13 protein-coding genes, 1 tRNA gene and 1 pseudogene are annotated in these 26,205 nt (G+C 70.0%); 4 read left to right on the top strand and 11 right to left on the bottom strand.

What is annotated here, in order from left to right:
* The first annotated feature begins 120 nt into the window (after window positions 1-120).
* From SPR02S_RS31135 to SPR02S_RS31125, 3 genes are all read left to right on the top strand, one after another.
* Window positions 121-5,274: an ATP-dependent helicase gene (locus SPR02S_RS31135; RefSeq protein ID WP_019060946.1), complete on the top strand. Its 5,154-nt coding sequence runs from the start codon at window positions 121-123 to the stop codon at window positions 5,272-5,274.
* Window positions 5,275-5,689: 415 nt separating this feature from the next.
* Complete coding sequence (locus tag SPR02S_RS31130) at window positions 5,690-6,622, top strand: Fpg/Nei family DNA glycosylase (protein ID WP_019060945.1); 933 nt, start codon at window positions 5,690-5,692, stop codon at window positions 6,620-6,622.
* A gap of 32 nt (window positions 6,623-6,654) precedes the next feature.
* Window positions 6,655-7,419, top strand: coding sequence for an SDR family NAD(P)-dependent oxidoreductase (locus SPR02S_RS31125; RefSeq protein ID WP_019060944.1), 765 nt, complete (start codon window positions 6,655-6,657; stop codon window positions 7,417-7,419).
* Window positions 7,420-7,618: 199 nt separating this feature from the next.
* Here SPR02S_RS31125 and SPR02S_RS65045 read toward each other — a convergent pair.
* From SPR02S_RS65045 to SPR02S_RS31085, 9 genes and pseudogenes are all read right to left on the bottom strand, one after another.
* Window positions 7,619-7,852 (bottom strand): annotated as a pseudogene (locus SPR02S_RS65045) (hypothetical protein); the annotation flags it as partial.
* Window positions 7,853-8,189: 337 nt separating this feature from the next.
* Entirely contained in the window at window positions 8,190-8,564 is a 375-nt protein-coding gene (locus SPR02S_RS31120; protein ID WP_019060943.1) for a helix-turn-helix domain-containing protein, read from the bottom strand.
* Between the two features lie 109 nt (window positions 8,565-8,673).
* On the bottom strand, window positions 8,674-9,219 hold the full coding sequence (locus SPR02S_RS31115) for a CinA family protein (RefSeq protein ID WP_019060942.1): 546 nt from the start codon (window positions 9,217-9,219) through the stop codon (window positions 8,674-8,676).
* Window positions 9,216-10,091, bottom strand: coding sequence for a CDP-diacylglycerol--glycerol-3-phosphate 3-phosphatidyltransferase (gene pgsA / locus SPR02S_RS31110; protein ID WP_026151015.1), 876 nt, complete (start codon window positions 10,089-10,091; stop codon window positions 9,216-9,218). The genes SPR02S_RS31115 and pgsA overlap by 4 nt, the downstream gene beginning before the upstream one ends.
* Window positions 10,088-11,560 (bottom strand): 30S ribosomal protein S12 methylthiotransferase RimO, encoded by a 1,473-nt coding sequence (gene rimO / locus SPR02S_RS31105; protein ID WP_026151014.1) that lies wholly within the window; start codon window positions 11,558-11,560, stop codon window positions 10,088-10,090. The genes pgsA and rimO overlap by 4 nt, the downstream gene beginning before the upstream one ends.
* Window positions 11,561-11,670: 110 nt before the next feature.
* Entirely contained in the window at window positions 11,671-12,528 is an 858-nt protein-coding gene (locus SPR02S_RS31100) for a helix-turn-helix domain-containing protein (RefSeq protein ID WP_019060939.1), read from the bottom strand.
* A gap of 275 nt (window positions 12,529-12,803) precedes the next feature.
* Window positions 12,804-15,524: a DNA translocase FtsK gene (locus tag SPR02S_RS31095; RefSeq protein WP_019060938.1), complete on the bottom strand. Its 2,721-nt coding sequence runs from the start codon at window positions 15,522-15,524 to the stop codon at window positions 12,804-12,806.
* Window positions 15,525-15,647: 123 nt separating this feature from the next.
* A complete protein-coding gene (locus tag SPR02S_RS31090) occupies window positions 15,648-16,331 on the bottom strand; it encodes a response regulator (RefSeq protein WP_019060937.1) in 684 nt (227 codons plus the stop codon).
* A 286-nt stretch (window positions 16,332-16,617) separates the two neighbouring features.
* On the bottom strand, window positions 16,618-22,080 hold the full coding sequence (locus SPR02S_RS31085) for a HAMP domain-containing protein (RefSeq protein ID WP_086021678.1): 5,463 nt from the start codon (window positions 22,078-22,080) through the stop codon (window positions 16,618-16,620).
* 378 nt (window positions 22,081-22,458) lie between these two features.
* On the opposite strand from SPR02S_RS31085, the gene SPR02S_RS31080 reads away from it, so the two are divergent.
* A complete protein-coding gene (locus tag SPR02S_RS31080) occupies window positions 22,459-25,209 on the top strand; it encodes a SpoIIE family protein phosphatase (RefSeq protein ID WP_026151012.1) in 2,751 nt (916 codons plus the stop codon).
* 49 nt (window positions 25,210-25,258) lie between these two features.
* On the opposite strand, the gene SPR02S_RS31075 is transcribed toward SPR02S_RS31080, so the two are convergent.
* Both SPR02S_RS31075 and SPR02S_RS31070 read right to left on the bottom strand, forming a co-directional pair.
* A tRNA-Thr gene (locus tag SPR02S_RS31075) sits at window positions 25,259-25,334 on the bottom strand.
* Window positions 25,335-25,429: 95 nt separating this feature from the next.
* Window positions 25,430-26,092: a DegT/DnrJ/EryC1/StrS family aminotransferase gene (locus SPR02S_RS31070; protein ID WP_019060934.1), complete on the bottom strand. Its 663-nt coding sequence runs from the start codon at window positions 26,090-26,092 to the stop codon at window positions 25,430-25,432.
* Window positions 26,093-26,205: the final 113 nt, after the last annotated feature.

Here is a 26,205-nt window from a genome sequence, read left to right as displayed (position 1 = left end):
AGCCGCCGAAACGATTCCTGGCCATGGCGGCCGGCGAAGACCGAAACGATTCCGCGAGCGACCGTCGCGGAATCCCCGCAGGTCAGACGCATTGTCAGTGGTCGGGTGCAGGATGGACGCATGGTCAGCTCCGCACATCGAGCCCTCGACGGCTTCTCCCCCGCGACCCGCGGCTGGTTCACGGGGGCCTTCTCCGCGCCCACCGCGGCCCAGGCGGGCGCGTGGCAGGCCATCGGCGAGGGCTCGGACGTGCTGGTGGTCGCCCCGACCGGTTCCGGCAAGACCCTGGCCGCCTTCCTCGCAGCGCTGGACCAGCTCGCCGCCACGCCCCCGCCCGCAGACCCGAAGAAGCGCTGCCGCGTCCTGTATGTGTCTCCGTTGAAGGCCCTCGCGGTCGACGTGGAGCGCAACCTCCGTTCCCCGCTCACCGGCATCCGCCAGGAATCCGTCCGCCTGGGCCTGCCCGAGCCCGAGGTCAAGGTCGGCATCCGCTCCGGCGACACCCCGCCCGCCGAGCGCCGCGCGCTGTCCACGCGACCGCCGGACATCCTGATCACCACCCCGGAGTCCCTGTTCCTGATGCTGACGTCGGCCACGCGCGACGCGCTGACCGGCATCGAGACGGTGATCCTGGACGAGGTGCACGCGGTCGCGGGCACCAAGCGGGGCGCGCATCTCGCGCTGTCCCTGGAGCGGCTGGACGAGCTGCTGCCGAAGCCGGCCCGCCGTATCGGCCTGTCGGCGACCGTGCGCCCGGTCGACGAGGTCGCCCGCTATCTCTCACCGCGCGGCAAGGTGGAGATCGTCCAGCCGAAGTCCGGCAAGGAGTTCGACCTCTCCGTGGTCGTCCCGGTCGAGGATCTGGGCGAGTTGGGCGGCTCCCCGGTTGCCGACGGCAAGGAGGGCGCGGAGAAGCCCTCGATCTGGCCGCATGTCGAGGAGCGCATCACCGACCTCGTCCAGTCGCATCGTTCAACGATCGTGTTCGCCAACTCCCGCCGCCTCGCGGAGCGGCTGTGCAACCGGCTCAACGAGATCGCCTACGAGCGCGCGACCGGAGAGTCCCTGGACGAGCACCACGCACCGGCCGAGCTGATGGGCGGTTCCGGCGCCGCCCAGGGCGCGCCTCCGGTCATCGCCCGCGCCCACCACGGCTCGGTCTCCAAGGAGCAGCGCGCCCAGGTCGAGGAGGACCTCAAGGCGGGCCGCCTGCCCGCAGTGGTCGCCACCTCGAGCCTGGAACTGGGCATCGACATGGGCGCCGTCGATCTCGTCATCCAGGTGGAGTCGCCGCCCTCCGTAGCCTCCGGCCTCCAGCGCGTGGGCCGCGCGGGACACCAGGTCGGCGCGGTCTCCACAGGCGTGGTCTTCCCGAAGTACCGGGGCGACCTCGTCCAGGCCGCCGTGGTCACCGAGCGGATGCGCACCGGTTCCATCGAGTCCCTGAGGGTCCCCGCCAACCCCCTGGACGTCCTCGCCCAGCAACTCGTCGCGATGACGGCGCTGGACACCTGGCAGGTCGACGACCTGCTCGCCACGGTCCGCCGTGCCGCGCCCTTCGCCTCGCTCCCGGAGTCGGCGTTCACGGCCGTGCTCGACATGCTCGCAGGCCGCTATCCGTCCGACGCGTTCGCGGAACTGCGCCCGCGCGTGGTGTGGGACCGCATCGCCGGCACGATCACCGGCCGCCCCGGAGCGCAGCGCCTCGCCGTCACCTCCGGGGGCACGATCCCCGACCGCGGGCTCTTCGGTGTCTTCCTGGCCGGCGCCGACCCGAAGAAGGGCGGCGGCCGGGTCGGCGAGCTGGACGAGGAGATGGTCTACGAGTCCCGGGTGGGCGACGTCTTCACGCTCGGCACCAGCTCCTGGCGGATCGAGGACATCACCCGCGACCGCGTCCTGGTCTCCCCCGCACCCGGCGTCCCCGGCCGCCTCCCCTTCTGGAAGGGCGACCAGCTGGGCCGCCCGCTCGAACTGGGCCGCGCGGTGGGCGCGTTCCTCCGCGAGGTCGGCTCACAGCCCAAGGAGGACGCCCGCCTGCGCCTCCTCGCCGCGGGCCTCGACGCCTGGGCCGCGGAGAACGTGCTGTCGTACCTGGCCGAACAGCGCGAGGCCTGCGGCCATATCCCGGACGACCGCACGATCGTCGTGGAGCGCTTCCGGGACGAACTCGGCGACTGGCGCGTGGTCATCCACTCCCCCTTCGGCGCCCAGGTCCACGCCCCCTGGGCCCTCGCGCTCGGCGCCCGCCTCTCCGAGCGCTACGGCATGGACGCCCAGGTGATGCACGCCGACGACGGCATCGTCCTCCGGCTGCCGGACGCCGACCTGATGGGCCTGGACCTGCTCGACCAGGAGCCCATGAAGGCCGGCACGGAGTACGACGCCGACCAAGCCCCCGTAGGCGCCGCCGACGTCGCCTTCGACAAGGGCGAGGTCAACCAGCTCGTCACCGACCAGGTCGGCGGCTCGGCCCTGTTCGCGGCCCGCTTCCGTGAATGCGCCGCCCGCGCGCTGCTGCTGCCGCGCCGCAACCCCGGCAAGCGCACCCCGCTGTGGCAGCAGCGTCAGCGCGCTGCCCAACTACTCCAGGTGGCCAGCGAGTTCGGCTCGTTCCCCATCGTCCTGGAGGCCGTCCGCGAATGCCTCCAGGACGTCTTCGACGTCCCCGGCCTCACCGAGCTGATGGGCGACCTGGAGTCCCGCAAGGTGCGCCTCGTGGAGGTCACCACCCCCGAGCCGTCCCCCTTCGCCCGCTCCCTCCTCTTCGGGTACGTCGCCCAGTTCCTCTACGAGGGAGACTCACCGCTCGCCGAGCGCCGCGCCGCCGCCCTGTCCCTGGACTCCCACCTGCTGGCCGAGCTGCTCGGCCAGGCGGAGCTGCGCGAACTCCTCGACGCCGAGGTACTGACCGAGCTGGAGCGCGAACTCCAGTGGCTCACCGAGGACCGCCGCATCAAGGACGTCGAGGGCGTCGCCGACCTGCTGCGCATGCTCGGCCCGCTCACCGACGCCGAGTTGGCCGAGCGGGGCGCCGCTCCGCAATGGGCCCAGAACCTGGCCTCGGCCCGCCGCGCGATCCGGGTCCGTATCGCCGGTGCCGACCACTGGGCGGCGATCGAGGACGCTGGCCGCCTGCGCGACGCCCTCGGTACGGCACTCCCGGTCGGCGTTCCGGAGGCATTCACCGAGCCGGTCAAGGACCCGCTCGGCGACCTGCTGGCACGGCACGCCCGCACCCACGGCCCGTTCACGTCGGCCACAGCAGCGGCCCGCTTCGGCCTGGGCGTGGCGGTCACCGACGGCGCGTTGCAGCGACTGGCAGCCAGCGGCCGTGTCGTACAAGGGGAGTTCCACCCGGCCGGGATCGGTCAGGAGTGGTGCGACGCGACGGTGCTGCGCCGCCTGCGCCGCCGTTCCCTGGCCGCGTTGCGGCACGAGTTGGAGCCGGTGCCGCCGGCCGCGCTGGCACAGTTCCTCCCTCAGTGGCAGCACATCGGCAAGGGCCACGGACTGCGCGGCATCGACGGACTAGTGCGCGCGGTCGAGCAGTTGCAGGGCGCCTCCGTGCCCGCGTCCGCCCTGGAGAAGCTCGTCCTGCCGTCCCGCGTGGCGAACTACGCACCCGCGATGCTCGACGAACTCACCTCCGCCGGCGAGCTGGTGTGGGCGGGCGCGGGCTCCCTCCCCGGCAAGGACGGCTGGGTCTCCCTGTACCTGGCGGACGCGGCCCCCCTGCTCCTCCCGCCCCCGCACCCCCTCGAACTAACAGCGCTGCACCAGTCGGTCCTGGACACCCTCTCCGGCGGCTACGGCCTCTTCTTCCGCCAGATCACCGACCAGATCCGCGCGACCACCCACCCCGACGTCACCGATCCCCAACTGGCCGACGCCGTATGGGACCTGGCCTGGTCCGGCCGACTCACGAACGACACGCTCGCCCCCATGCGTTCGCTGCTGGGCTCCGGCCGTACGGCAGGTTCCACGGCCCACCGCGCCAAACGCACGGTCCCGCGCGGGCGCTACGGCTCCCTCACCGCCGCCGCGCGCCCCGCCTCCCGCACGGGTCCGCCGACCGTCGCGGGCCGCTGGTCCCTGCTCCCGGCCCACGAGCCGGACCCCACCGTGCGCGCCCACGCCCTGGCCCGCACTCTGCTCGACCGCCACGGGGTCGTGACCCGGGGAGCGGTCGCCGCGGAGGGCGTCGAGGGCGGCTTCTCGGCGACGTACCGCGTCCTGTCCGCCTTCGAGGACAGCGGCCAGGCGCGGCGCGGCTATGTCGTGGAGGGGCTCGGCGCCGCCCAGTTCGCGATGGACGGCGCGGTGGACCGCCTCCGCGCGGTCGCCAACGCCCGCGACCGGGGCGACGACCTGCCCACTCCGGCCCCCACAGACAACGACCCCTACGGCTTCGGCGCCCTCACCACGTCCGGCTCACCGACCTCCGGCTCCGGCTCCGGCTCCGGCTCCGGCTCCGGCAACGATTCCGCCGCCCCCTCCGGCGCCCCGAGCACCACCTACGACTCGCCTGACAACCACAACCGGCAGGCCCCGTACGCCTCCCCCACCGGCCACGGCCGACACAATGAATCCAACTCCCCCGGAACGCCCAGCTCCCTGGGCTCACCCGACTCCCCCGGAGTCCACGACTTCGCCGACGCTTTCGGCCCGTTCACCGACTTCGACGACCTCGACAGCCTGGACTCACTGGACAACGGCCCCGCAAATCCGGGCGCCCCCACCTCCCGGCACCACCGCACCCCCGCCTCCCACCCCCCGTCCCCGGGCGACTACATCTCCCCCCGCGACTTCCCCGCCCCACCACCCCAGGGCAACACCAGCTCCCCCTACGCCAACCACCGCACCCACCGCCCCGCCCTCTCCACCCGAGCCGTGGTCCTGGCCGCCGCCGACCCCGCGAACGCATACGGCGCGGCCCTCCCCTGGCCCGAGCCGCCGACCGGTGCCGGGCACAAGCCGGGGCGCAAGGCAGGCTCTCTCGTAGTGCTGGTCGAGGGTGAGCTGACGCTCTACATGGAGCGCGGCGGCAAGACCCTGCTCGCCTGGCCCTCCGCACCGGACACGCCGGCCACCGAGGACCCACGCCTCCAGGCTGCCGCCGAGGCCCTCGCGGCAGCGGCCCGAGCCGGCTCCCTCGGCACGGTCACGGTGGAGCGGGTCAACGGCACCTCGGCCCTGACCTCCCCCATCGGCACCCTCCTGGAAGGAGCGGGCTTCATCGCGACCCCACGCGGCCTGCGCCTCCGCGCATGAACCAGCTCAACGCCCTTCCGAGGTCCGACCACTCCTCAGGCCGCACCGCCCCTCACTCCGCACCGCGCCTCACTCCGAGCCGCCGCGCACTCCGAGCCCGAGGGACCCCGGACCCCGCACCACCGCTCACCCCGAGCCGAACCCACCGCCGCAGCCGTACCCGCCCCCCTGGCCGCAGCCGCCGACGGCGATTCCGCTCCACAGGGGCCACCCGCACCCGACGACGAAAGCATCACGGGCGGTGCGGGTGGGGAAAACATCGAGGCCGACGGCGAAGCCAAGGCCGTGGGCAGCGGCTCCGCCGGCCTCGCCCCCACCCCATGCCGCTCCTCACCTCCATGCCACCCCTCACCCCAACCCCCTCCACACCCCAACCCCCTCCACACCCCTCCCCCTCCCATGCCACCCTTGACCCATGCCTGAAGGCGACACCGTCTGGCAGACCGCGAAGCGCCTCCACACGGCCCTCGCGGGCAAGGTGCTGACCCGTAGTGACTTCCGCGTCCCCAAATACGCCACGGTAGACCTCACCGGCCGCACCGTCCTGGACGTCACGCCCCGGGGCAAACACCTGCTGACCCGTGTCGAGGGCGGTCTCACCCTCCACTCGCACCTGCGGATGGACGGCACCTGGCGGGTGTACGCCAACGGCCAACGCTGGAGCGGCGGCGGACCGGCCCACCAGATCCGCGTGATCCTCGGCACCGCCGACCGCACGGCCGTCGGTTACCGCCTCCCCGTACTGGAACTCCTCCGCACGACCGACGAAGACCGAGCCGTGGGCCACCTCGGCCCCGACCTCCTGGGCCCCGACTGGAACCCGGAGCTGGCCCTCGCCAACCTCCTCGCAGACCCCGCCCGCCCCCTCGGCGAGGCCCTGCTCGACCAGCGCAACCTGGCCGGCATCGGCAACATCTACAAAAGCGAACTCTGCTTCCTCCTGGGCGCCACCCCCTGGCTCCCCATCGGCGCACTCCCCGCCGACCGCGCCGCAAAGCTCCCCGCCATCGCCAAGCTGCTCCTGGAAGCCAACCGCGACCGCCCCATCCGTAACACCACAAACACCCTCACGACCAACTCCCCGAACCAAACCCGCACCACAAGCCCCAGCACCACAGCCGCCGGCTCCACACTCCCCAGCGCCCCAACCCCCCGCCCCCACACCCCCGACCTCTTCGTCTACGGCCGCACCCCCCGCCCCTGCCTCCGCTGCGGCACCCCCATCCGCACCGCCGACCAGGGCGACGGCTCCCGCGAGCGCCCCACCTACTGGTGCCCGACCTGCCAGGTAGGCCCGGCGCCGGGCACCACCCCACCCCGCAAAACTCAGCACCGTACGACTAATTGACGACCCGTCAGAAACCCTCGTACCGTCGATTCATGCCCGTCAAGGCGTACGACCTCACCGGACGCACCGCTTTCGTCACTGGCGCCGCCAGCGGAATCGGCCGCGCATCCGCCGTACTGCTCGCCGAGGCGGGCGCCACCGTGCACTGCGCCGACCGCGACGCGCAGGGCCTGCACGAGACGGCGACCCTGCTCAAGGACAAGGGCGGCATCGCCCGCACCCACCACCTCGACGTCACGGATCGCGCCCAACTGAATCAGGCCGTGGACTCCTGCGAGGAGCTACACATCATGGCCGCCGTCGCCGGGATCATGCACAGCAGCACCGTCCTGGAGACCCAGGACGAGGACCTCGACCGGGTACTGAACGTCAACTTCAAGGGCGTCCTCTACGCCTGCCAGGAGGCGGCCCGACTGATGCTCGACCGCGGCACCCGCGGCAGCATCGTCACCATGGCGTCCGGTGCGATCGACACCGGAGGGGCCGGGCTGCTCTGCTACAGCGCGGCGAAAGCAGCCGTCGTCCAGCTGACGAAGACGCTGGCGACCGAGCTGGGCCGGCACGGCATCCGCGTCAACGCGGTCGCGCCGGGCTGGATCCGCACGCCCATGACCGACCACCACGAGGGCGAGGCGCAGGCCCGTACCGAGGCGCTGATGGTCCGGCTGTCGCCGCTGGGCCGGGTAGGTGAGCCCGAGGACATCGCCCACGCGGTGCTGCATCTGGCGTCGGACGCGTCGTCGTTCACGACGGGCCAGATCCTCCGCCCGAACGGCGGCGTGGCGATGCCTTGGTAACCGGCACCGACTCGACGCCCGGCGATGCTCCGGTGGCCGACGTCGGCCAGGCGCCCGGCGACGATCCGGTGCCCGGCAATGGCCCGTCCACCGGCCACACCCCAGCGTCCGTCACGCCGGGGTCGGTCGGCACCCCAGCGACCATCACGCCGACGTCCGGCGATACCCCAGCGACCGTCGATATCCCGGCGCCCGGAACACCCGGAGCCCCCGACGCCCGCCAAGCCGCCCGCCACCGCCCCGCAGCCACAGCCCCCGCAGCCCGCGCCTTGGGCATGCAGTGCACCGGAAGCAAGCTCAACCCCCACCCCCCGGCGGCCACGGCCCCCTCCAGTGCCCCCGCGTGCGGCGTCAGCGCGAGCCGCAGTACGGCCCACCACCACACCGCGCCGAGCCCCAGCGCGAGCCCCCAGCGTGCTATTCGCACCGCCATGGCCCCACCTCCAGCCCGACGCTAGATCGTCACGGTCACCCGCAAGGAGGGCGCATCGACGGCACACGGACGCACCAGTCGCCGCACCACTCGCCTCAACCATGACCGCACCGGGCCGCACCGGCAAACGCACCGCGCAGGCCGTACAGGCACCCGCCAGGCCTCCCGTCACCGTCTCCGTCCCCGTCCCCACGCGAAAGGACGGCAACACACAAGGACGACAACGCGAAAAACCCCGGCCGCACCTCCCCAGATCTCCCTGGAGAAGCCCCGGCCGGGGCTCCGCACACATCGTTGAGGCCGGTCAGCGCCTCATCGGTCTACACCAGCGTGAACGTCACGCGGCGACCACGTCCACCGCCTCGGCGGGGGCCTTGATCGTCACCCGTTCCGGTGGCACACCGGTCACCGACACGGAACCCAGCATCGGACGTACCGACGTGGGCACAGAACCGGTGGCCGCAGCAGACTGGGCCAGCTCGGCGAGAGCGAGCTCGTCGCTCACTTCCCGCATGAGCTCGGACATCCGTACGTCCAACGCGTCGCAGATGGCGGAGAGCAGTTCAGAGGAAGCCTCCTTCTGCCCCCGCTCCACCTCGGAGAGATAGCCGAGTGAGACTCGGGCGGACGAGGAGACTTCGCGCAGAGTACGGCCCTGGCGCTGGCGCTGCCGACGCAGCACGTCACCAAGCAGGCGACGGAGCAGAATCATCGGTGGCTCCCTCCTCGGACCGCGTAGCCGCATCCTTCTCGCCCCACCGTACCGCCTTGCGCCGCGGCCGTGCGGGGAGCGATGTCGTGTTCACTCAGGGCTGCAAACATCAAAACCCCCCGTTCTGTTCCGTATCCTGTGTCCGCTCATTCCCGGTCTGTTCGCTCACGAGCCGCTCCAGAAGCAGCGCGAGTACGCTCCGTACACTCTCTCTACGAATTTCCGCCCGGCCGCCGTTCAACCGCAGCGCGGCCACTTTCCCGCCACCGGCGGCATCCGAATCCGGTCCGAAGGGCCCGTCCACGGCCACGAAGACGGTACCCACGGGCTGTCCGTCCTGCGGCTCCGGGCCCGCCACGCCGGTGGTCGCGATGCCCCAGTCGGCGCCCAGCGCCTTCCGCACACCGGCCGCCATCTGGGCCGCGACCTGCGCATCTACCGCTCCCCGCTCGGCCAGCAGGGCGGCATCGACACCGAGCAGTTCATGCTTCAGCTCGGTGGCATAGGCGGTGACCGAACCACGGAAGGCCTTGGAGGCTCCGGGTACCGATGTGATCTCCGCCGCAACCAGGCCACCGGTGAGCGACTCGGCGACAGCGAGCGTCGCACCGCTCACCGTCAGTAGTCGCACCACTTCAGTGGCCGTGGAACTCACGCTTCCGTCTCCTCCGCCGCCGCCCTGCGCTCGGCGATTCCCTGCCTGCGCAGCACAATGGCCTGTCTCACATAGTCGAGCCCGGTCAGCACGGTCAGAACGACCGCCGCAGCCATCACCCAGAACCGCAGAGTGGCCAGCCAGCCCGTCAGCGCCAGCACATACATGCCTACGGCCACGCCCTGGATGAGCGTCTTCAGCTTGCCGCCGCGCGACGCGGGAATGACGCCGTACCGGATGACAACGAAACGCAGCAGCGTGATCCCGAGTTCCCGGCCGAGGATGACGACGGTCACCCACCACGGCAGATCGCCGAGCGAGGACAGACAGATCAGCGCCGCGCCCATGATCGCCTTGTCGGCGATGGGGTCGGCGATCTTCCCGAAGTCGGTGACGAGGTCGTACGTGCGCGCCAGATGGCCGTCGAACAGGTCGGTGATCATGGCGATGGCGAACGCCGCCCAGGCGAACGAGCGCATCGCCGGGTCGTACCCGCCGTCGGCCAGCATCAGGGCGACGAAGCCGGGGACGAGCAGCAGCCGGAGCATGGTCAGGAAGTTGGCGATGTTCCAGACGCTCGCCTGGTTGACGGCCGCGGCCACGACCTTCGCACCGCGCGCCGGCCTCGGACCACCGGACAGACCGGCCTCGACAACACCGGACGAAGCACTACCGACCGAGGCACTGTCAAGCGAGGCACTACCAACCGAGCCACTACCAGCCGAAGCGCCCCCGGAGGAAGCACCGCCGGAGACACTGCCCGACATCGCGCCGGAAGAGGCGCCACCGGAGGCCGCACCGGAACCCGCGCTCGCGGGCGCGCCGCTCGCGCTGGAGGTGCCGCCCGCCGCCGATGCCGGGACTCCGGTCATCTGCCCGCCTCCTCACTACACGCGAGCGAGCCCAGGAGCGGCTCGGCCACCAGGTCGACACCTTCCGTACCGACCACCTTGGCCTCGACGATACGGCCGACGCTCAGGCCTTCGCCGCTCGTGAGCAGCACCTGGCCGTCCGTCTCGGGCGCCTGGTGCTCGCTGCGGCCGTAGGCGCCGTCCTCGGAGTCCACCGACTCGACCAGCACGTGCACGGTCTCGCCGACGCGTTCCTCGGCACGCTGCGAGACGAGCTCCTCAGCGAGCCGCGAGATGTGCGCGAGCCGCTTGTCCACGACGTCCTGGTCGAGCTTCTTGTCGTACGTCGCCGCCTCCGTGCCCTCCTCGTCGGAGTAGCCGAAGACACCGATGGCGTCCAGGCGCGCGCCGTTCAGGAAGCGCTCCAGCTCGGCGAGGTCGGCCTCGGTCTCGCCGGGGAAGCCGACGATGAAGTTCGAGCGCACGCCGGCCTGCGGGGCCTTGGAGCGGATGGTGTCGAGCAGTTCGAGGAAGCGGTCGGTGTCGCCGAAGCGGCGCATGGAGCGCAGCACGTCGGGCGCGGAGTGCTGGAAGGACAGGTCGAAGTAGGGCGCGACCTTCGGTGTCGAGGTGAGCACATCGATGAGCCCCGGGCGCATCTCGGCGGGCTGGAGGTAGCTGACCCGCACGCGCTCCAGGCCGTCGATGTCCGCCAGTTCGGGCAGCAGCGTCTCCAGGAGGCGGATGTCGCCGAGGTCCTTGCCGTAGGACGTGTTGTTCTCGGAGACCAGCATGATCTCCTTGACGCCCTGCTCGGCCAGCCAGCGGGTCTCGTTCAGTACGTCGCTCGGGCGGCGGGAGATGAAGGAGCCCCGGAAGGACGGGATGGCGCAGAAGGAGCAGCGCCGGTCGCAGCCGGAGGCGAGCTTCACCGAGGCGACCGGGGAGCCGTCCAGGCGGCGGCGCAGGGGCGCGCGGGGGCCCGAGGCGGGCGCGAGGCCGTCCGGGAGGTCGACCGGGCCGTGGCCGGGCAGCGCGACGTCGGCGGCGGACTCCTGCCGCTCGGTGGGGCTGATCGGCAGCAGCTTGCGGCGGTCGCGCGGGGTGTGCGAGGCGTGGATGCCGCCGTTCAGGATGGTCTGCAGGCGGTCGGAGATGTCGGCGTAGTCGTCGAAGCCGAGCACTCCGTCGGCCTCGGGCAGCGCCTCGGCGAGCTCCTTGCCGTACCGCTCGGCCATGCAGCCCACCGCGACGACGGCCTGCGTTCTGCCATGACCCTTCAGGTCGTTGGCTTCGAGGAGGGCGTCGACGGAGTCCTTCTTGGCGGCCTCGACGAAGCCACAGGTGTTGACGACAGCGACGTCCGCGTCCTCGGCGTCCTCCACGAGTTGCCAGCCGTCCGCCTCCAAGCGGCCTGCGAGCTCCTCCGAGTCCACCTCGTTACGGGCGCAGCCAAGAGTGACGAGTGCGACGGTACGGCGTTCAGGCATGGGCTCAAGACTACTTGTTCCCACTGACACCCCACGTCGAAGGGGTTGGCCGATCTTGGCCAACCCCTTGGAACAACCACCCCGCCGGACGCTTGACCGGCCTCAAGGTCTTAACCGACCTCGGGGTCGCCCTTCGTGTACGTGAGCCGCTCGACCGCTCCGGGCTGGAAGTCGTCCTCGATCTTCTTGCCGTTGACGTAGAGCTGGATCGCCCCGGCGTCACCGAGGATCAGGTTGACCTTCGAGCTGTCCTGGAAGGTCTTGGACTCGCCCTTCTTAAGAAGTCCATCGAAGAGCATCCGGCCGTTGTGGTCCTTGGCGGAGATCCAGCTGCGGCCGTCGACCGCGCTCACCTGGACCGTCACCTTGTCCTGCGGCGCGGCGGCGATGGCACTGTCGGAGGGGTCGGACTTGGGCGTGGCGGAGTCGGTGTGCGAAGGCGTCGGCTTGGCGGGCTTGCTGGTGCTGGGCGAGGCTCCCTGGGCTACCGACGTGGCATCACTGTCGCTGTCGCCGCCCTTGAACGCCGTGAACCCGACGAAGCCGACCACGGCGACGATCGCCGCGACCATGGCCGCGGTCCAGTTGGGGCCCCGCCGCTCCGGACGGATACGTTCCGCCTCGAAGAGGGGCGCCGCCGGCGTCGGGGCCGGGCGCCCGCCGTGGTCGTCGTCGTAGCGCGCGAGGAGCGGTGCGGGATCGATGTGGACGGCCTTGGCGAGGGTCCTGATGTGCCCGCGGGCGTAGACGTCACCGCCGCAGGGCGTGAAGTCGTCGGCCTCGATGGCGTGCACGATGGCGATGCGGACCCGGGTGGCACTGCTGACGTCGTCGACGGTCAGCCCGGCGGCGATACGTGCCTGCTGCAGGGCTCGGCCGACGGAAGGGCGGGCTTCTTCCTCATGACCCTCTTCGGAGCGACCGTCTTCGAACGGACGCTCGTCTTCAGGGGAGTTGCCGATGGACACGGGGGCGCCTTTCGAGCGTGTAGCCGCCTGTGCTGGAAATTCAGTCTAGGGGGGGTACCGAAGGGTGGGGCAACCGGGCGGTAGGACTTTGTACGCCATCGGTATGGCCGGACGGCCTGATGGCGGGCCAGACACGGACCCCATGGTGGGAGCCCCATCTGTCTTCTCGCTCAACTTGACGTACGGCAAAGGGAAACGGTTGCCCGACGATCTCTAACGGGTGGATCACGGTCGCATCCTTTCGGCGGACCCTCCGACGGCCTTTAGGCGGACGCCTACCCTTCAGACTCCCCGCGGATCACCGCGAGCACGCCGTCCAGTTCGTCAGCCTTCACAAGAACGTCACGCGCCTTGGACCCCTCGCTGGGGCCGACGATGCCCCGGGACTCCATGAGGTCCATGAGCCGGCCGGCCTTGGCGAAGCCGACGCGCAGCTTGCGCTGGAGCATCGAGGTGGACCCGAACTGCGTGGACACGACCAGCTCGGCCGCCTGGCACAGCAGGTCGAGGTCGTCGCCGATCTCCTCGTCGATCTCCTTCTTCTGCTTGCTGCCCACGGTGACGTCGTCCCTGAAGACCGGCGCCATCTGGTCCTTGCAGTGCTGGACGATCACCGCGACCTCGGCCTCGGTGACGAAGGCGCCCTGCATACGGGTCGGCTTGTTCGCCCCCATCGGCAGGAACAGCCCGTCTCCCTTGCCGATCAGTTTCTCGGCGCCGGGCTGGTCGAGGATGACCCGCGAGTCGGCGAGCGAGGAGGTGGCGAACGCGAGCCTGGAGGGCACGTTCGCCTTGATCAGACCGGTGACGACGTCTACGGACGGCCGCTGCGTCGCGAGCACCAGGTGGATGCCGGCCGCGCGCGCGAGCTGCGTGATGCGCACGATGGAGTCCTCGACATCCCGGGGCGCGACCATCATCAGGTCGGCGAGCTCGTCGACGATCACCAGGAGATACGGATAGGTCTTGAGCTCCCGCTCGCTGCCCTCCGGAGTCTTCAGCTTGCCGTCGCGGATGGCCTGGTTGAAGTCGTCGATGTGCCGGTACCCGAAGGCAGCGAGGTCGTCATACCTGAGGTCCATCTCGCGTACGACCCACTGGAGCGCCTCGGCGGCCCGCTTCGGGTTGGTGATGATCGGCGTGATGAGGTGCGGGATGCCTTCGTAGGCGGTCAGTTCGACGCGCTTGGGGTCGACGAGGACCATACGCACGTCCTCGGGGGTCGCGCGCACCATCACGGACGTGATCAGGCAGTTAATGCATGACGATTTACCGGAACCGGTGGCTCCGGCGACCAGGACGTGCGGCATCTTCGCCAGGTTGGCCATCACGTAGCCGCCCTCGACGTCCTTGCCGAGCGCCACCAGCATCGGGTGGTCGTCCTCGGCCGCGTCCGCGAGGCGCAGTACGTCGCCCAGGTTGACCATCTCGCGGTCGGTGTTCGGGATCTCGATGCCGACCGCGGACTTGCCGGGGATCGGGCTGATGATCCGCACATCGGGGCTGGCGACGGCGTAGGCGATGTTCTTGGTGAGCGCGGTGATCCGCTCGACCTTGACCGCAGGGCCCAGCTCCACCTCGTAGCGCGTGACCGTCGGCCCGCGCGTGAAGCCGGTGACCGAGGCGTCGACCTTGAACTCCATGAAGACGTTCTGGAGGGAGGCGACGACGATGTCGTTGGCGGCGCTGCGCGTCTTGCCGGGGCCGCCGCGCTCCAGGAGGTCGAGCGACGGCAGCGAGTACGTGATGTCGCCGGACAACTGGAGCTGCTCGGCCCGCGGCGGCAGGTCGCGCATCTCCTCCGGAGGCGCCTTCGTCAGGTCCGCCACGACGCGCTCGGCCGGCTCGGCCTTGAGCTTCTCCTGCTTGGGGCGCGCGGCGGGGGCCGGTACGGGCGTCGGGGTGGTGTCCTCGCGGTCTCCCCCGACCCGTACGCCCTGGGTGAGGTCGGCGACGATCGGCGAGGGCGGCATGCCGTGCAGGACGGCCCCGTCGAGCGCGGCTGCGGCGGCCGCTGCGACGTCCACGGCGTCCATGGGGCGGTGCATGTCGGGCTGGGGCACCGCGGAGCGCCTGGGGCGGCTCCGGCGCTTGGAGAGGGCGTCCTGCTCCGCGCTGTCGGGGTCGTACGCCTCCGGGGCGCTCCCGCGCTTACGGGCGCGCGCTGGCAGCGCCTCGCGCCACTGCTCGTCGTAGCGCTCGTCGTCCTCGCCGAATTCTTCCTCGTGGTCGAAGTCGTGGACGATGCCGAGCTTGACCCCGAGCAGCCGCAGGCGCTGGGGGATCGCGTTCACGGGCGTGGCCGTGACGACCAGCAGCCCGAAGACCGTGAGCAGCACGAGGAGGGGTACGGCGAGGACCTCGCCCATGGTGTACGTCAGCGGGGTCGCCACGCCCCAGCCGATGAGACCGCCGGCGTCCCTTATGGCCTGCATGCCGTCGCTGCGCGCGGGCGCGCCGCAGGCGATGTGGACCTGGCCGAGCACGCCGATGACGAGCGCGGAGAGACCGATCACGATGCGGCCGTTGGCCTCGGGCTTCTCGGGGTGCCGGATGAAGCGCACGGCGATCACCGCGAGCAGTATCGGCACCAGCAGGTCGAGACGGCCGAAGGCGCCGGTCACCAGGATCTCGACGAGGTCGCCGACCGGGCCGCGCAGGTCGGCCCAGGTGCCGGCGGCGACGATCAGCGCGAGGCCGAACAGCAGCAGGGCGACGCCGTCCTTGCGGTGGGCCGGGTCCAAGTTCTTCGCCCCTTGCCCTATCCCGCGGAAGACCGCGCCGACGGCGTGCGCGGTGCCGAGCCAGACGGCGCGCACAAGCTTGACGATGCCACCGGTGGGGCTGGGCGCGGGCTTGGGCGCCGGGCGGGCGGTCTTCTTGACGACCGCCTTCTTCGCCGGCGCCCTTTTCGCGGCGGCCTTCTTCGCCGGAGCCTTCGCCGGAGCAGCCCTCTTGGCGGGCTGCTTCTTGGCTGCGGAGGGACGTGAGGCCATAGGTGCGAGGTTACCTGTGGAGACGGCAGGGGACACGTGCGTCCACTGCTTCACCCGTTCGTGTCGCCCGTGCGGAGCGGGGAACTGACGCCCACTCACGCACAACTGCGCCTGCGGCGGACGTCAGTTCTGCGACGGGACCGACGGTGCTCCGCTGCCCGTACCCGGCTCCAGGGCGTCGAGTGCCCTGCGCAACCCGGTGAGTTTGCGTTCGAGATGAGCCGCGGTCGCCACGGCCGCCGCATCCGCCGACTCGTCGTCGAGCTGCTTGGACAGCGCCTCGGCCTGTTCCTCGACGGCCGCGAGCCGCGCCGACAACTCGGCGAGCAGTCCGGCCGGTTCCTTGGCCGCACCGACCGCGGGCTTGCCGCCGCCCTCCAGCTGGAGTCGCAGCAGGGCCGCCTGCTCCCGCAGTTGGCAGTTCTTCATGTAGAGCTCGACGAAGACCGAGACCTTCGCGCGCAGCACCCATGGGTCGAACGGCTTGGAGATGTAGTCGACCGCGCCCGCCGCGTAACCCCGGAAGGTGTGGTGCGGGCCGTGGTTGATCGCGGTGAGGAAGATGATCGGGATGTCCCGGGTCCGCTCCCGTCGCTTGATGTGCGCGGCGGTTTCGAAACCGTCCATGCCCGGCATCTGGACGTCCAGCAGAATGACCGCGAAGTCGTCCGTCAGCAGTGCTTTGAGCGCTTCCTCCCCGGACGATGCCCGAACCAGTGTCTGATCGAGCGCAGAGAGGATGGCCTCCAGCGCCAGCAGATTCTCCGGCCGGTCATCGACCAGGAGGATCTTGGCCTTCTGCACCATGGCCCGCCCTCCTCGCCCCGGATGTGCACCGGGCGCCGCCCCAGGGGACGACTCTCTTGCGCCGTCCGTCCTTGTGCCGGTCATGGTAGCCGCACCCCGCCCGTCGCCACACCCTGTCACCGTGATGTCACTGTGCACGTAGCAGAAACGTAGCGGGAGACCAGAAGGTTCCCCGAATCCCGTGTTTCTACACGGCTCCGGCCACACTGAGTCAGCAACTCCGCGCGGCCACCGAACGTTCCCCGCGCCGTTCCTACCGCTTTCCCGTCACGTCCGGTCGTTTCCTTCACTCCGCACGCATCCACTGCTCCATCACCGACAACAGGTGATCGGGATCGACCGGCTTGGTGACATAGTCCGAAGCACCGGACTCGATCGCCTTCTCCCGGTCGCCCTTCATCGCCTTCGCGGTCAGCGCGATGATCGGCAGCCCGGCGAACTGCGGCATCCTGCGGATCGCCGTCGTCGTCGCGTATCCGTCCATCTCGGGCATCATGATGTCCATCAGAACGACCGTCACATCGTCGTGCTGCTCCAGGACTTCGATGCCCTCACGGCCGTTCTCCGCGTACAGCACGGACAGCCCGTGCTGCTCCAGGACACTGGTCAGCGCGAAGACGTTGCGGATGTCGTCGTCGACGATCAGCACCTTCTCCCCGCCGAACCGGATGCCCTGGCGCGACGGCGGCGTCGCCTCCGGTGCCGCCCACTGGTCCCGTACGGTCTGCCCCAGTTGAGCGGACTCGACGGCCCGGCGACGGCGCCTGAAGAGCGCCGCGGCACCGTTCTGCGTCTCGTGGTACGACTTCACCTCGGCCGGCGTCTCGATGCCCACCTCGCTGCGCTCCGCCAGCTCGGCGAGTTCCGCCGCCGACGCCACCATGTCGCCCGCCTCCAGCGCGGGCAGCTGCTGGTAGCCCTGCGGGGGCAGTTCGCTGGGGTGCAGCGGCAAATACAGCGTGAACGTCGAACCGCGTCCCGGTTCGCTCTGCGCGTGGATCTCACCGCCGAGCAGCTGCGCGATCTCCCGGGAGATCGACAACCCGAGGCCCGTACCGCCGTACTTGCGACTGGTCGTACCGTCCGCCTGCTTGAACGCCTCGAAGATGACCCGCATCTTGCTGCCGGCGATCCCGATCCCGGTGTCGGTCACCGAGAACGCGATCAGGCCTGCGTCCGCGTCCCGCAGCGAACCAGCCTCCAGGAGCTGCTCCCGGATCGCCACCGGCACATCCGCGCCGGCCGGCCGGATGACCAGCTCGACCGCCCCGGAGTCGGTGAACTTCACCGCGTTGGACAGCAGGTTGCGCAGCACCTGGAGGAGGCGCTGCTCGTCGGTGTGCAGCGTGGCGGGCAGTTCCGGCGACACCCGTACGGACAGATCGAGGCCCTTCTCCGCGGTCAGCGGGCGGAAAGTGGCCTCTACGTAGTCGACGAGTTGGACGAGCGCGATACGCGTCGGGGAGACGTCCATCTTGCCCGCCTCGACCTTCGACAGGTCCAGGATGTCGTTGATCAGCTGAAGCAGGTCGGATCCCGCGCCGTGGATCGTCTCGGCGAACTCGACCTGCTTCGGGGAGAGGTTCCCCTCCGCGTTGTCGGCGAGCAACTTGGCCAGGATCAGCAGCGAGTTGAGCGGTGTGCGCAGCTCGTGCGACATGTTGGCGAGGAACTCGCTCTTGTATCGCATCGACACCGCGAGCTGCTCGGCACGCTCCTCCAGGACCTGCCGCGCCTCCTCGATCTCGGTGTTCTTGACCTCGATGTCGCGGTTCTGCTGGGCCAACAGCTCGGCCTTCTCCTCCAGTTCGGCGTTGGACGACTGGAGTGCCTTCTGCCGGTTCTCCAACTCGGCCGACCGCTCCCGGAGTTGCTCGGTGAGCTCCTGCGACTGCTTCAGCAGCACCTCCGTCTTGGTGTTGACGGAGATGGTGTTGACGCTGGTCGCGATCATCTCGGCGATCTGGTTGAGGAAGTCCTTCTGGATGTGTGTGAAGGGCGTGAAGGAGGCCAGCTCGATGATGCCGAGCACCTTCCCCTCGAACAGCACCGGCAGCACGATCACCTGCGCGGGCGGCGCCTCCCCGAGCCCCGAGGAGATCTTCAAGTAGCCGCTGGGCGCGTTCTCCACGAGGATCGTGCGCCGCTCCTGGGCGGCCGTCCCGATCAGCGCCTCACCGGGCCTGAACGAGGTCGGCATGGACCCCATGGAGTAGCCGTACGACCCGAGCATGCGCAGTTCGTACGCCTCCTCACCCTCCGCGTCCGCCAGGGGCAGCGCGAGGAAGAACGCGCCGTGCTGCGCGGAGACCACCGGCGTCAGCTCGCTCATGATCAGCGAGGCGACGTCGTCCAGGTCGCGGCGGCCCTGCATCAGCGCGGAGATGCGGGCGAGGTTGCCCTTGAGCCAGTCCTGTTCCTTGTTGGCGATCGTGGTGTCGCGCAGGTTGGCGATCATCTTGTTGATGTAGTCCTGCAGTTCCTGGATCTCGCCCGCCGCGTCGACGTCGATCTTCAGGTTCAGGTCACCGCGGGTCACCGCGGTCGCCACGCGCGCGATGGCACGCACTTGCCGGGTCAGGTTCCCGGCCATCTCGTTCACCGACTCGGTGAGGTCGCGCCAGGTGCCGTCGACGTCACGCACGCGTGCCTGACCGCCCAGTTGACCCTCGGTGCCCACCTCGCGGGCGACCCGGGTGACCTCCTCGGCGAACGACGACAGCTGATCGACCATCGTGTTGATCGTCGTCTTGAGTTCGAGGATCTCGCCGCGGGCGTCGATGTCGATCTTCTTGGTCAGGTCGCCCTTGGCGATGGCCGTGGTGACCATCGCGATGTTCCGCACCTGACCGGTCAGGTTGGACGCCATCCCGTTCACCGACTCGGTGAGGTCCTTCCACGTGCCGGCCACACCGGGCACGCGCGCCTGACCGCCGAGGATGCCGTCCGTGCCCACCTCACGGGCCACCTTGGTGACCTGGTCGGCGAACGAACTCAGCGTCTTCACCATGGTGTTGAAGGTGTCGGCGAGCTGCGCGACCTCGCCGCGCGCCTCGATCGTCACCGTCCGCGTCAGGTCGCCGTTGGCGACGGCCGCCGCGACCTGGGAGATGTTCCGCACCTGGATGGTCAGGTTGTTGGCCATCAGGTTGACGTTGTCGGTGAGGTCCTTCCAGATGCCCGTGACACCCGACGCGTACGCCTGGCCGCCCAGGATGCCCTCGGTGCCCACCTCGCGGGCCACCCGGGTCACCTGCTCGGCGAACGACGACAGCTGATCAACCATCGTGTTGACCGTCGTGACGAGCTCAAGAATCTCGCCCTTGGCGTCAACAGTGATCTTCTTCGACAGGTCGCCCTTGGCGACGGCGGTCGTGACCTCGGCGATGTTGCGGACCTGGATGGTCAGGTTGTTCGCCATGAAGTTCACGGACTGCGTGAGGTCCTTCCAGGTGCCGGAGACACCCTGCACCTCGGCCTGCCCGCCGAGCATGCCCTCCGTGCCCACCTCGCGGGCCACCCTGGTGACCTCCTCGGCGAACGAGGACAGCTGGTCGACCATCGTGTTCAGGGTGTTCTTCAGCTCCAGGATCTCCCCGCGCGCGTCCACGGTGATCTTCTGGGACAGGTCACCCCGGGCCACCGCGGTCGCGACCTGGGCGATGTTGCGGACCTGGGCGGTGAGGTTGCCGGCCATGCCGTTCACCGAGTCGGTCAGGTCGCGCCACACACCGGCGACACCGGGCACCTGCGCCTGCCCGCCCAGGCGGCCCTCCGTGCCCACCTCACGGGCCACCCGGGTCACCTGGTCCGCGAAGGCCGAGAGCTGGTCGACCATCGTGTTGATGGTGTTCTTCAGCTCCAGGATCTCCCCGCGCGCGTCCACGTCGATCTTCTGGGACAGGTCACCCTGGGCCACCGCCGTGGTCACCTGGGCGATGTTGCGCACCTGGGAAGTCAGGTTCCCGGCCATCGAGTTGACGGAGTCGGTGAGTTCCTTCCAGGTGCCCGAGACGCCGTCCACGCGCGCCTGGCCGCCCAGCCGTCCCTCCGTGCCCACGTCACGGGCCATGCGGGTCACCTGGTCGGCGAACGACGACAGTTGGTCCACCATCGTGTTGACGGTGTTCTTCAACTGAAGCATCTCGCCGGAGACATCTACGGTGACCTTCTGCGACAGATCACCGTTGGCCACGGCCGTCGTCACCTGCGCGATGTTCCTCACCTGTCCGGTGAGGTTGCGGAACGCCGTGTTGACGGAGTCCGTCAGGTCCTTCCACGTCCCGGCCGCGCCCGGCACCTGCGCCTGGCCGCCCAGTTCACCCTCGACACCGATCTCGCGTGCCACGCGCGTGACCTCGGCACCGAACGAGGACAGCTGATCAACCATCCCGTTGACGGTGTTCTTCAGTTCCAGCATCTCGCCGGCCACGTTCACCGTGACCTTCTGGGACAGGTCACCGCTCGCCACGGCGGTCGTCACGGCGGCGATGTCCCGCACCTGGATCGTCAGGTTTCGGAAGACCGTGTTCACCGAATCGGTGAGGTCCTTCCACGTTCCCGCCGCACCCGGCACATTCGCCTGCCCGCCGAGCTGCCCCTCGGCACCGACCTCATTGGCCACGCGCGTGACCTCGTCCGCGAACGTACGCAGCGTCTCGGTCATCTGGTTGATCGTCTCGGCGAGCTGGGCGACCTCGCCCCGCGCGGAGACGGTCACCTTCTGCGACAGGTCACCGTTGGCGACAGCCGTCGTCACCTGGGCGATCCCGCGCACCTGGGCCGTCAGGTTGCCGGCCATGATGTTCACCGAGTCGGTGAGGTCTTTCCACACCCCGGCCACACCCGGCACCTGCGCCTGGCCGCCCAGCTCACCCTCGGTGCCCACCTCGCGGGCGACTCGCGTCACCTCGGAGGAGAACGACGACAGCTGGTCCACCATCGTGTTGACGGTGTTCTTGAGCTCCAGCATCTCGCCAGCGACATGGACCGTGACCTTGCGCGACAGGTCACCCTTGGCGACAGCCGTCGTCACCAGCGCGATGTCCCGCACCTGGGCCGTCAGCCGGTACGCCATCGTGTTGACCGACTCCGTGAGGTCCTTCCACGAGCCGGACATGCCACGCACGCGTGCCTGCCCGCCCAGCTTGCCCTCGGTGCCCACCTCGCTGGCCACGCGTGTGACCTCGTCGGTGAACGTCGAGAGCTGGTCGACCAGGTTGTTGACGGTCCGCCCGACCTTCAGGAACTCCCCGCGCAGCGGATGCCCGTTCCCGTCGTCCTGCGCCTGCGTCCGCAGCTCCATGCGCGGCGACAGATCACCCTCGGCCACCGCGGACAGCACCCGTCCGACCTCGGAGACGGGCCGTACGAGGTCGTCCACAAGCGCGTTGGAGGCATCGATGGCCGACGCCCAGGAACCCTCGCAGGCGCCCGTCTCCAGCCGTTCCGTGAGCTTTCCCTCACGTCCCACCATGCGCCGCACCCGGGACAGCTCACCCGTGAGGTGCAGATTGCGGTCGGCCACCTCGTTGAACACGGCGGCGATCTCCGACATCACGCCGTCGCCGGACACCGTGAGCCGCTTGCGGAAGTTCCCGTCCCGCATGGAGACGAGAGCCGTCAGCAGCCGGTCCAAGGAGGCCGCGTCCACTTCCGTGGTCCCATTGCGCGGTTTGCGCTGGTTCTTCAGGGACTGTCCGCCTTTCGCGCGCGTCTTGGTGGCCCGCGTCGCTGCGCCAGACTCCACTGTGTCCCTCCCGCAGGGGTCGACCGTTACTGCTGTGTCGGTGTGCTACTGCTCGGTGATCACGTACCGCCGGGTATCTCTGCCCGGTTTACCGGGCTTCAACAGGGTGTGGTGTCCTCCGTACACAGAAGACACCCGGCCTGCCCGGACCTTCACCAGAATCCTGCCCAGTGTTTCACCATGCCTGAACCAGGCCATAACAGTTCGGCAGCTTCGCACACGGTCCGCACACCCTGAGGACGGAAACACTGCGGACCGGCATCCGCATGGACGGTGAAGGTAAGTAACCTTGCATGCGGCTGTCCAGCCGCGCCGGTTCCGTCCGGCCTGGGCGGTGGCACGAGCACGAGCGGGCAGGCATCGGAGGGGCACCGCACCATGACCACCGGACTGCATCCTGGGGGAACGCCCCAGGATCCCCCGCCGACCGGAAACCAGCCGGTGCCCCGGCAGGCGCCGATCGGCCATGGTGACCTGCCCGCCGACAACAGGCCGAGGAGTTCTGTGATCACCGCGCGCGCGGCCGCCAGCTTCGAGCCCGTCGGACGATCGGTCGCCACCGCGCGGTCCTTCGTCCGCGACACCCTGCAGGGCTGGGGCTTCGCCGACATCGTCGACGACGCCGTGGTCCTCACCAGCGAGCTGGTGACCAACGCCGTCGTCCACGCGGGCACGGCCGCGGATGTTCTGTGCCTACGGAGTGACGACGGCGCGAGGATCGAGGTCGCCGACCACTACCCGGAACGCGAAATCCCCCTCCAGGGGGCCGCGATCACCATGAGCAGCCCCGACCGCGAGGGCGGCCGAGGACTCCAGTTGTGCGCCGCCCTGGCCAGCCGCTGGGGCGTCGACTACACCCCTACGAAGAAGCTGGTCTGGTTCCAACTCGACCTCCCCGCCCGCCCGGTGGGCACCCGCACGGCCGGCCCGTCCCTCCCGGCCGCCCTCCTCCCGCTCGCCGACGGCAGGGTCCGCGTCGCGGTCGTCCAGATCGACCGCACGGGCTCCATCGCGTCCTGGAACGAGGACGCCGAGGAACTCTTCGGCTACGCCGCCGAGCAGGTCACCGGCAAGCCCCTCACCGACCTCGCCGCCTGGCCGCACACCCCGGGCACCAGCACCGGCATCGCCGACGCCCTGCGCCTCTCCCGCTGGGAGGGCACCTACGGCATCCGCGGCGCCGACGGCCGCGTGACCCCGGTCTACGCCTCCCACCTCCGCGTCCGCGACACGGACGGCGAGCCGTCAACCGTGTGCCTCCTGGTGAGGGACCACGAACGCGCGGTTCTGCAGACCCCGTTGCGCGGCCCCGCCCCCGACGCGGCGTCCACCCCGGACGGCCAGAACACCGACCCCTTCGAGGTGTTCATCGGCTCCCCCGCGCCGGACGACCTCGACGGCCTCCTCCAGCGCACGGTCGAACGCGCGCGCGACATGCTCGACGGAGACTCCGCCTTCCTCCTCCTCGCGACCGACGACGAAACGGAGTTGGAGGTCCGCGCCTCCACCGGCCTGCCCTCCGCCCGCCAACGCTTCGCGCGCGTGCCCGTCGAGGCGGGCCCCGGCCGCTACGGCTCCGCCCGCATGCCGGCCGTCCACGAGGACCTCCAGGCCGTCCCGGGCGCCGTACCGCTCCTCAGCGGCACCGGCATGCGCTCGGTCGTCACAGTCCCTCTGAAGGTGGAGGGCCGCCTCACCGGCTCCCTCGGAGTGGCCGCCGAAGGCCCCAACAAGTACTCGAACGAAGAAGCGCTACGCCTCCAATTCGCCGCGGACCGCATCGCGTTGGCGGTCGAATCGGCCCGCCTGGGCGAACTGGAACGCCTGCGCCGCGGCTCGCTCAGCTTCCTGGTCGAGGCCTCCGACCTCCTCGCGGGCACCCTGGACCGCGATCAAACCCTGGCCCTGATGGCCCAGATGACGGTCCCGACCCTCGCCACCTGGTGCGCGGTCTACACGATCGCCGACCAGTCCTCGGACCCGTACCTCTCGTACGTGCTCCACGAGGACGAGGAACTCATCGACGGCATCAAGTCGTTGCTCTCGAAGATCGCCCCTCCGGACCCGGTCCCCACCCCCGGCGCCCGCGTCTGGGCCGCCCCCGCCGAGGCGGCCCACCAGGCCGCCCTGCGCACCTCCATGCGCAGCCTCGGCCTCGGCGAACCGACCCGCCGCGTCAGCTCGGGCATCGGACCGACTCTCGCCACGGCCTCGGCAGTCGGCGGCGAAACAGTCGTCCTCCCCCTGGTCGCCCGCAACCGCGTCATCGGCATGCTGACCCTCGGCAAGCCCACCGACGAACACTTCCGCCAGGAAATCCTGGAACTGGCCGAGGACTTGAGCCGCCGAGCCGCCCTCGCCCTCGACAACGCCCGCCTGTACTCGGAGCGCACGGCCATCAGCCAGTCCCTCCAGCGCAGCCTCCTGCCCCCCGACCTCCCGCACATCGAGGGCGTCGAGGTCGAGGTCATCTACCGCGCGGCCGGCGAGGGCAACGAAGTGGGCGGCGACTTCTACGACTTGTTCCCCATCCGAGACGGCGTCTACGGCTTCGCCATCGGCGACGTCTGCGGCACAGGCCCCGAGGCCGCCGCGGTCACCGGCCTGGCCCGCCACGCCCTCCGCCTGCTCGCCAGGGAGGGCTTCGGCGGCCCCGCGGTCCTGGAGCGCCTCAACTCCGCGATCCTCGACGAGGGAGCCCGCAGCCGCTTCCTGACGCTCCTCTACGGCGAGTTGTGGCCCCAGGAGGACGGCAGCGCCGAACTGAAGGTGGTCTGCGCCGGCCACCCGCTCCCGCTCCGCCTGCGCCAGGACGGCACGGTCGAACCGGCCGCCGAACCCCAGCCCCTCCTCGGCGTCATGGACGACCTGGAGCTCTACGAGCAGACGGTCACCCTCGACCCCGGCGACGTCCTCCTGTGCGTCACGGACGGCGTCACGGAACGCCGCGAGGGCACCCGCATGTTGGGCGACGACGGCCTCACGGACGTCCTCACGACCTGCACGGGCCTGACAGCCGGCGCGGTCGCGGCCCGCATCATGCGCGCGGTGGAACGCTTCGCGTCGGACGCCCCGTCCGACGACATGGCGATCCTCGCGATGCGCGTCCCGGGCCTCCAGAAGGACTGACCCGAACACGCAGAAGGCCCCGCCCAATTGGGCGGGGCCTTCTGATGTCTGGAGCCCTCTAACGGAATCGAACCGTTGACCTTCTCCTTACCATGGAGACGCTCTACCGACTGAGCTAAGAGGGCCTGTCGCTTTCCCGAGGTTTCCCTCGCGGCGACGAAAGAAATCATACCCCGAACAAGCCCGTGCGCCCAACCACCGCCACCTGACCGCGACTCGGTCAGAAAGCAGGCTGGAGCAGTCCCCCCAGCGCATTGCACGCGGACACGATCCGCTGCATCTCCCGCCTGGTCAACGAGGCGTCCACCGGCAGCGCGAGCGTCTCGTCCGAGGCCCGCTCGGTCTCCGGCAGAGCCACACATCGCCGGAACTCCGGCAGCCGGTGCACAGGCGTCTTCACCGGCACCCGGCACTCAACTCCCCGACCGCGCACGGCCCGAGCGAAAGCATCACGATCGGGCCGCCCGTTCCCCGGCACCCGCACGACGTACTGCTGGTAGGTGTGCCCGTCCCCACCATCGGGCGTCCGCACCCCACGCAACTTCGCATCGAGATACCCGGCCCGCTCCCGCCGCTGAGCCACCTCGTCGTACGGCGCTTCGGACTCCCCCTGCTGCAACACCAGCAGCCCATGCCGCTGCCCGACCCCGAGCATCCGCGCCATGTCGGCCAACCGCCCGAATCGATGTACGACAACTATCGCCGCCGTACGCGGAGTTACGGCCGCTTCGACAGCGGACGCGTCGAGGCAGTACGTCACCGGATCTATGTCGGCGAACACCGGCAGCCCACCCGCCAGGGTGACGGCCTCGGCGACTTCGACGTTCCCGAACGCCGGCACGACGACCTCGTCACCGAGTCCGACGCCCGCGGCCCTGAGCATTGCAGCAGTACCCATGCTCGGATGGTGATTGCGCAACGTGAACTTCAAGTGACGGCAAACAAAAAAGGGTTGGACCCCGAACCGAAGTTCAGGATCCAACCCTTTCAATATTT

It is taken from the genome of Streptomyces prunicolor NBRC 13075, assembly GCF_000367365.1.
Taxonomy (GTDB): domain Bacteria; phylum Actinomycetota; class Actinomycetes; order Streptomycetales; family Streptomycetaceae; genus Streptomyces; species Streptomyces prunicolor.
The sequence above is the reverse complement of the archived record's forward strand: the minus strand, read 5'-3'. Positions and strand labels throughout refer to the sequence as shown.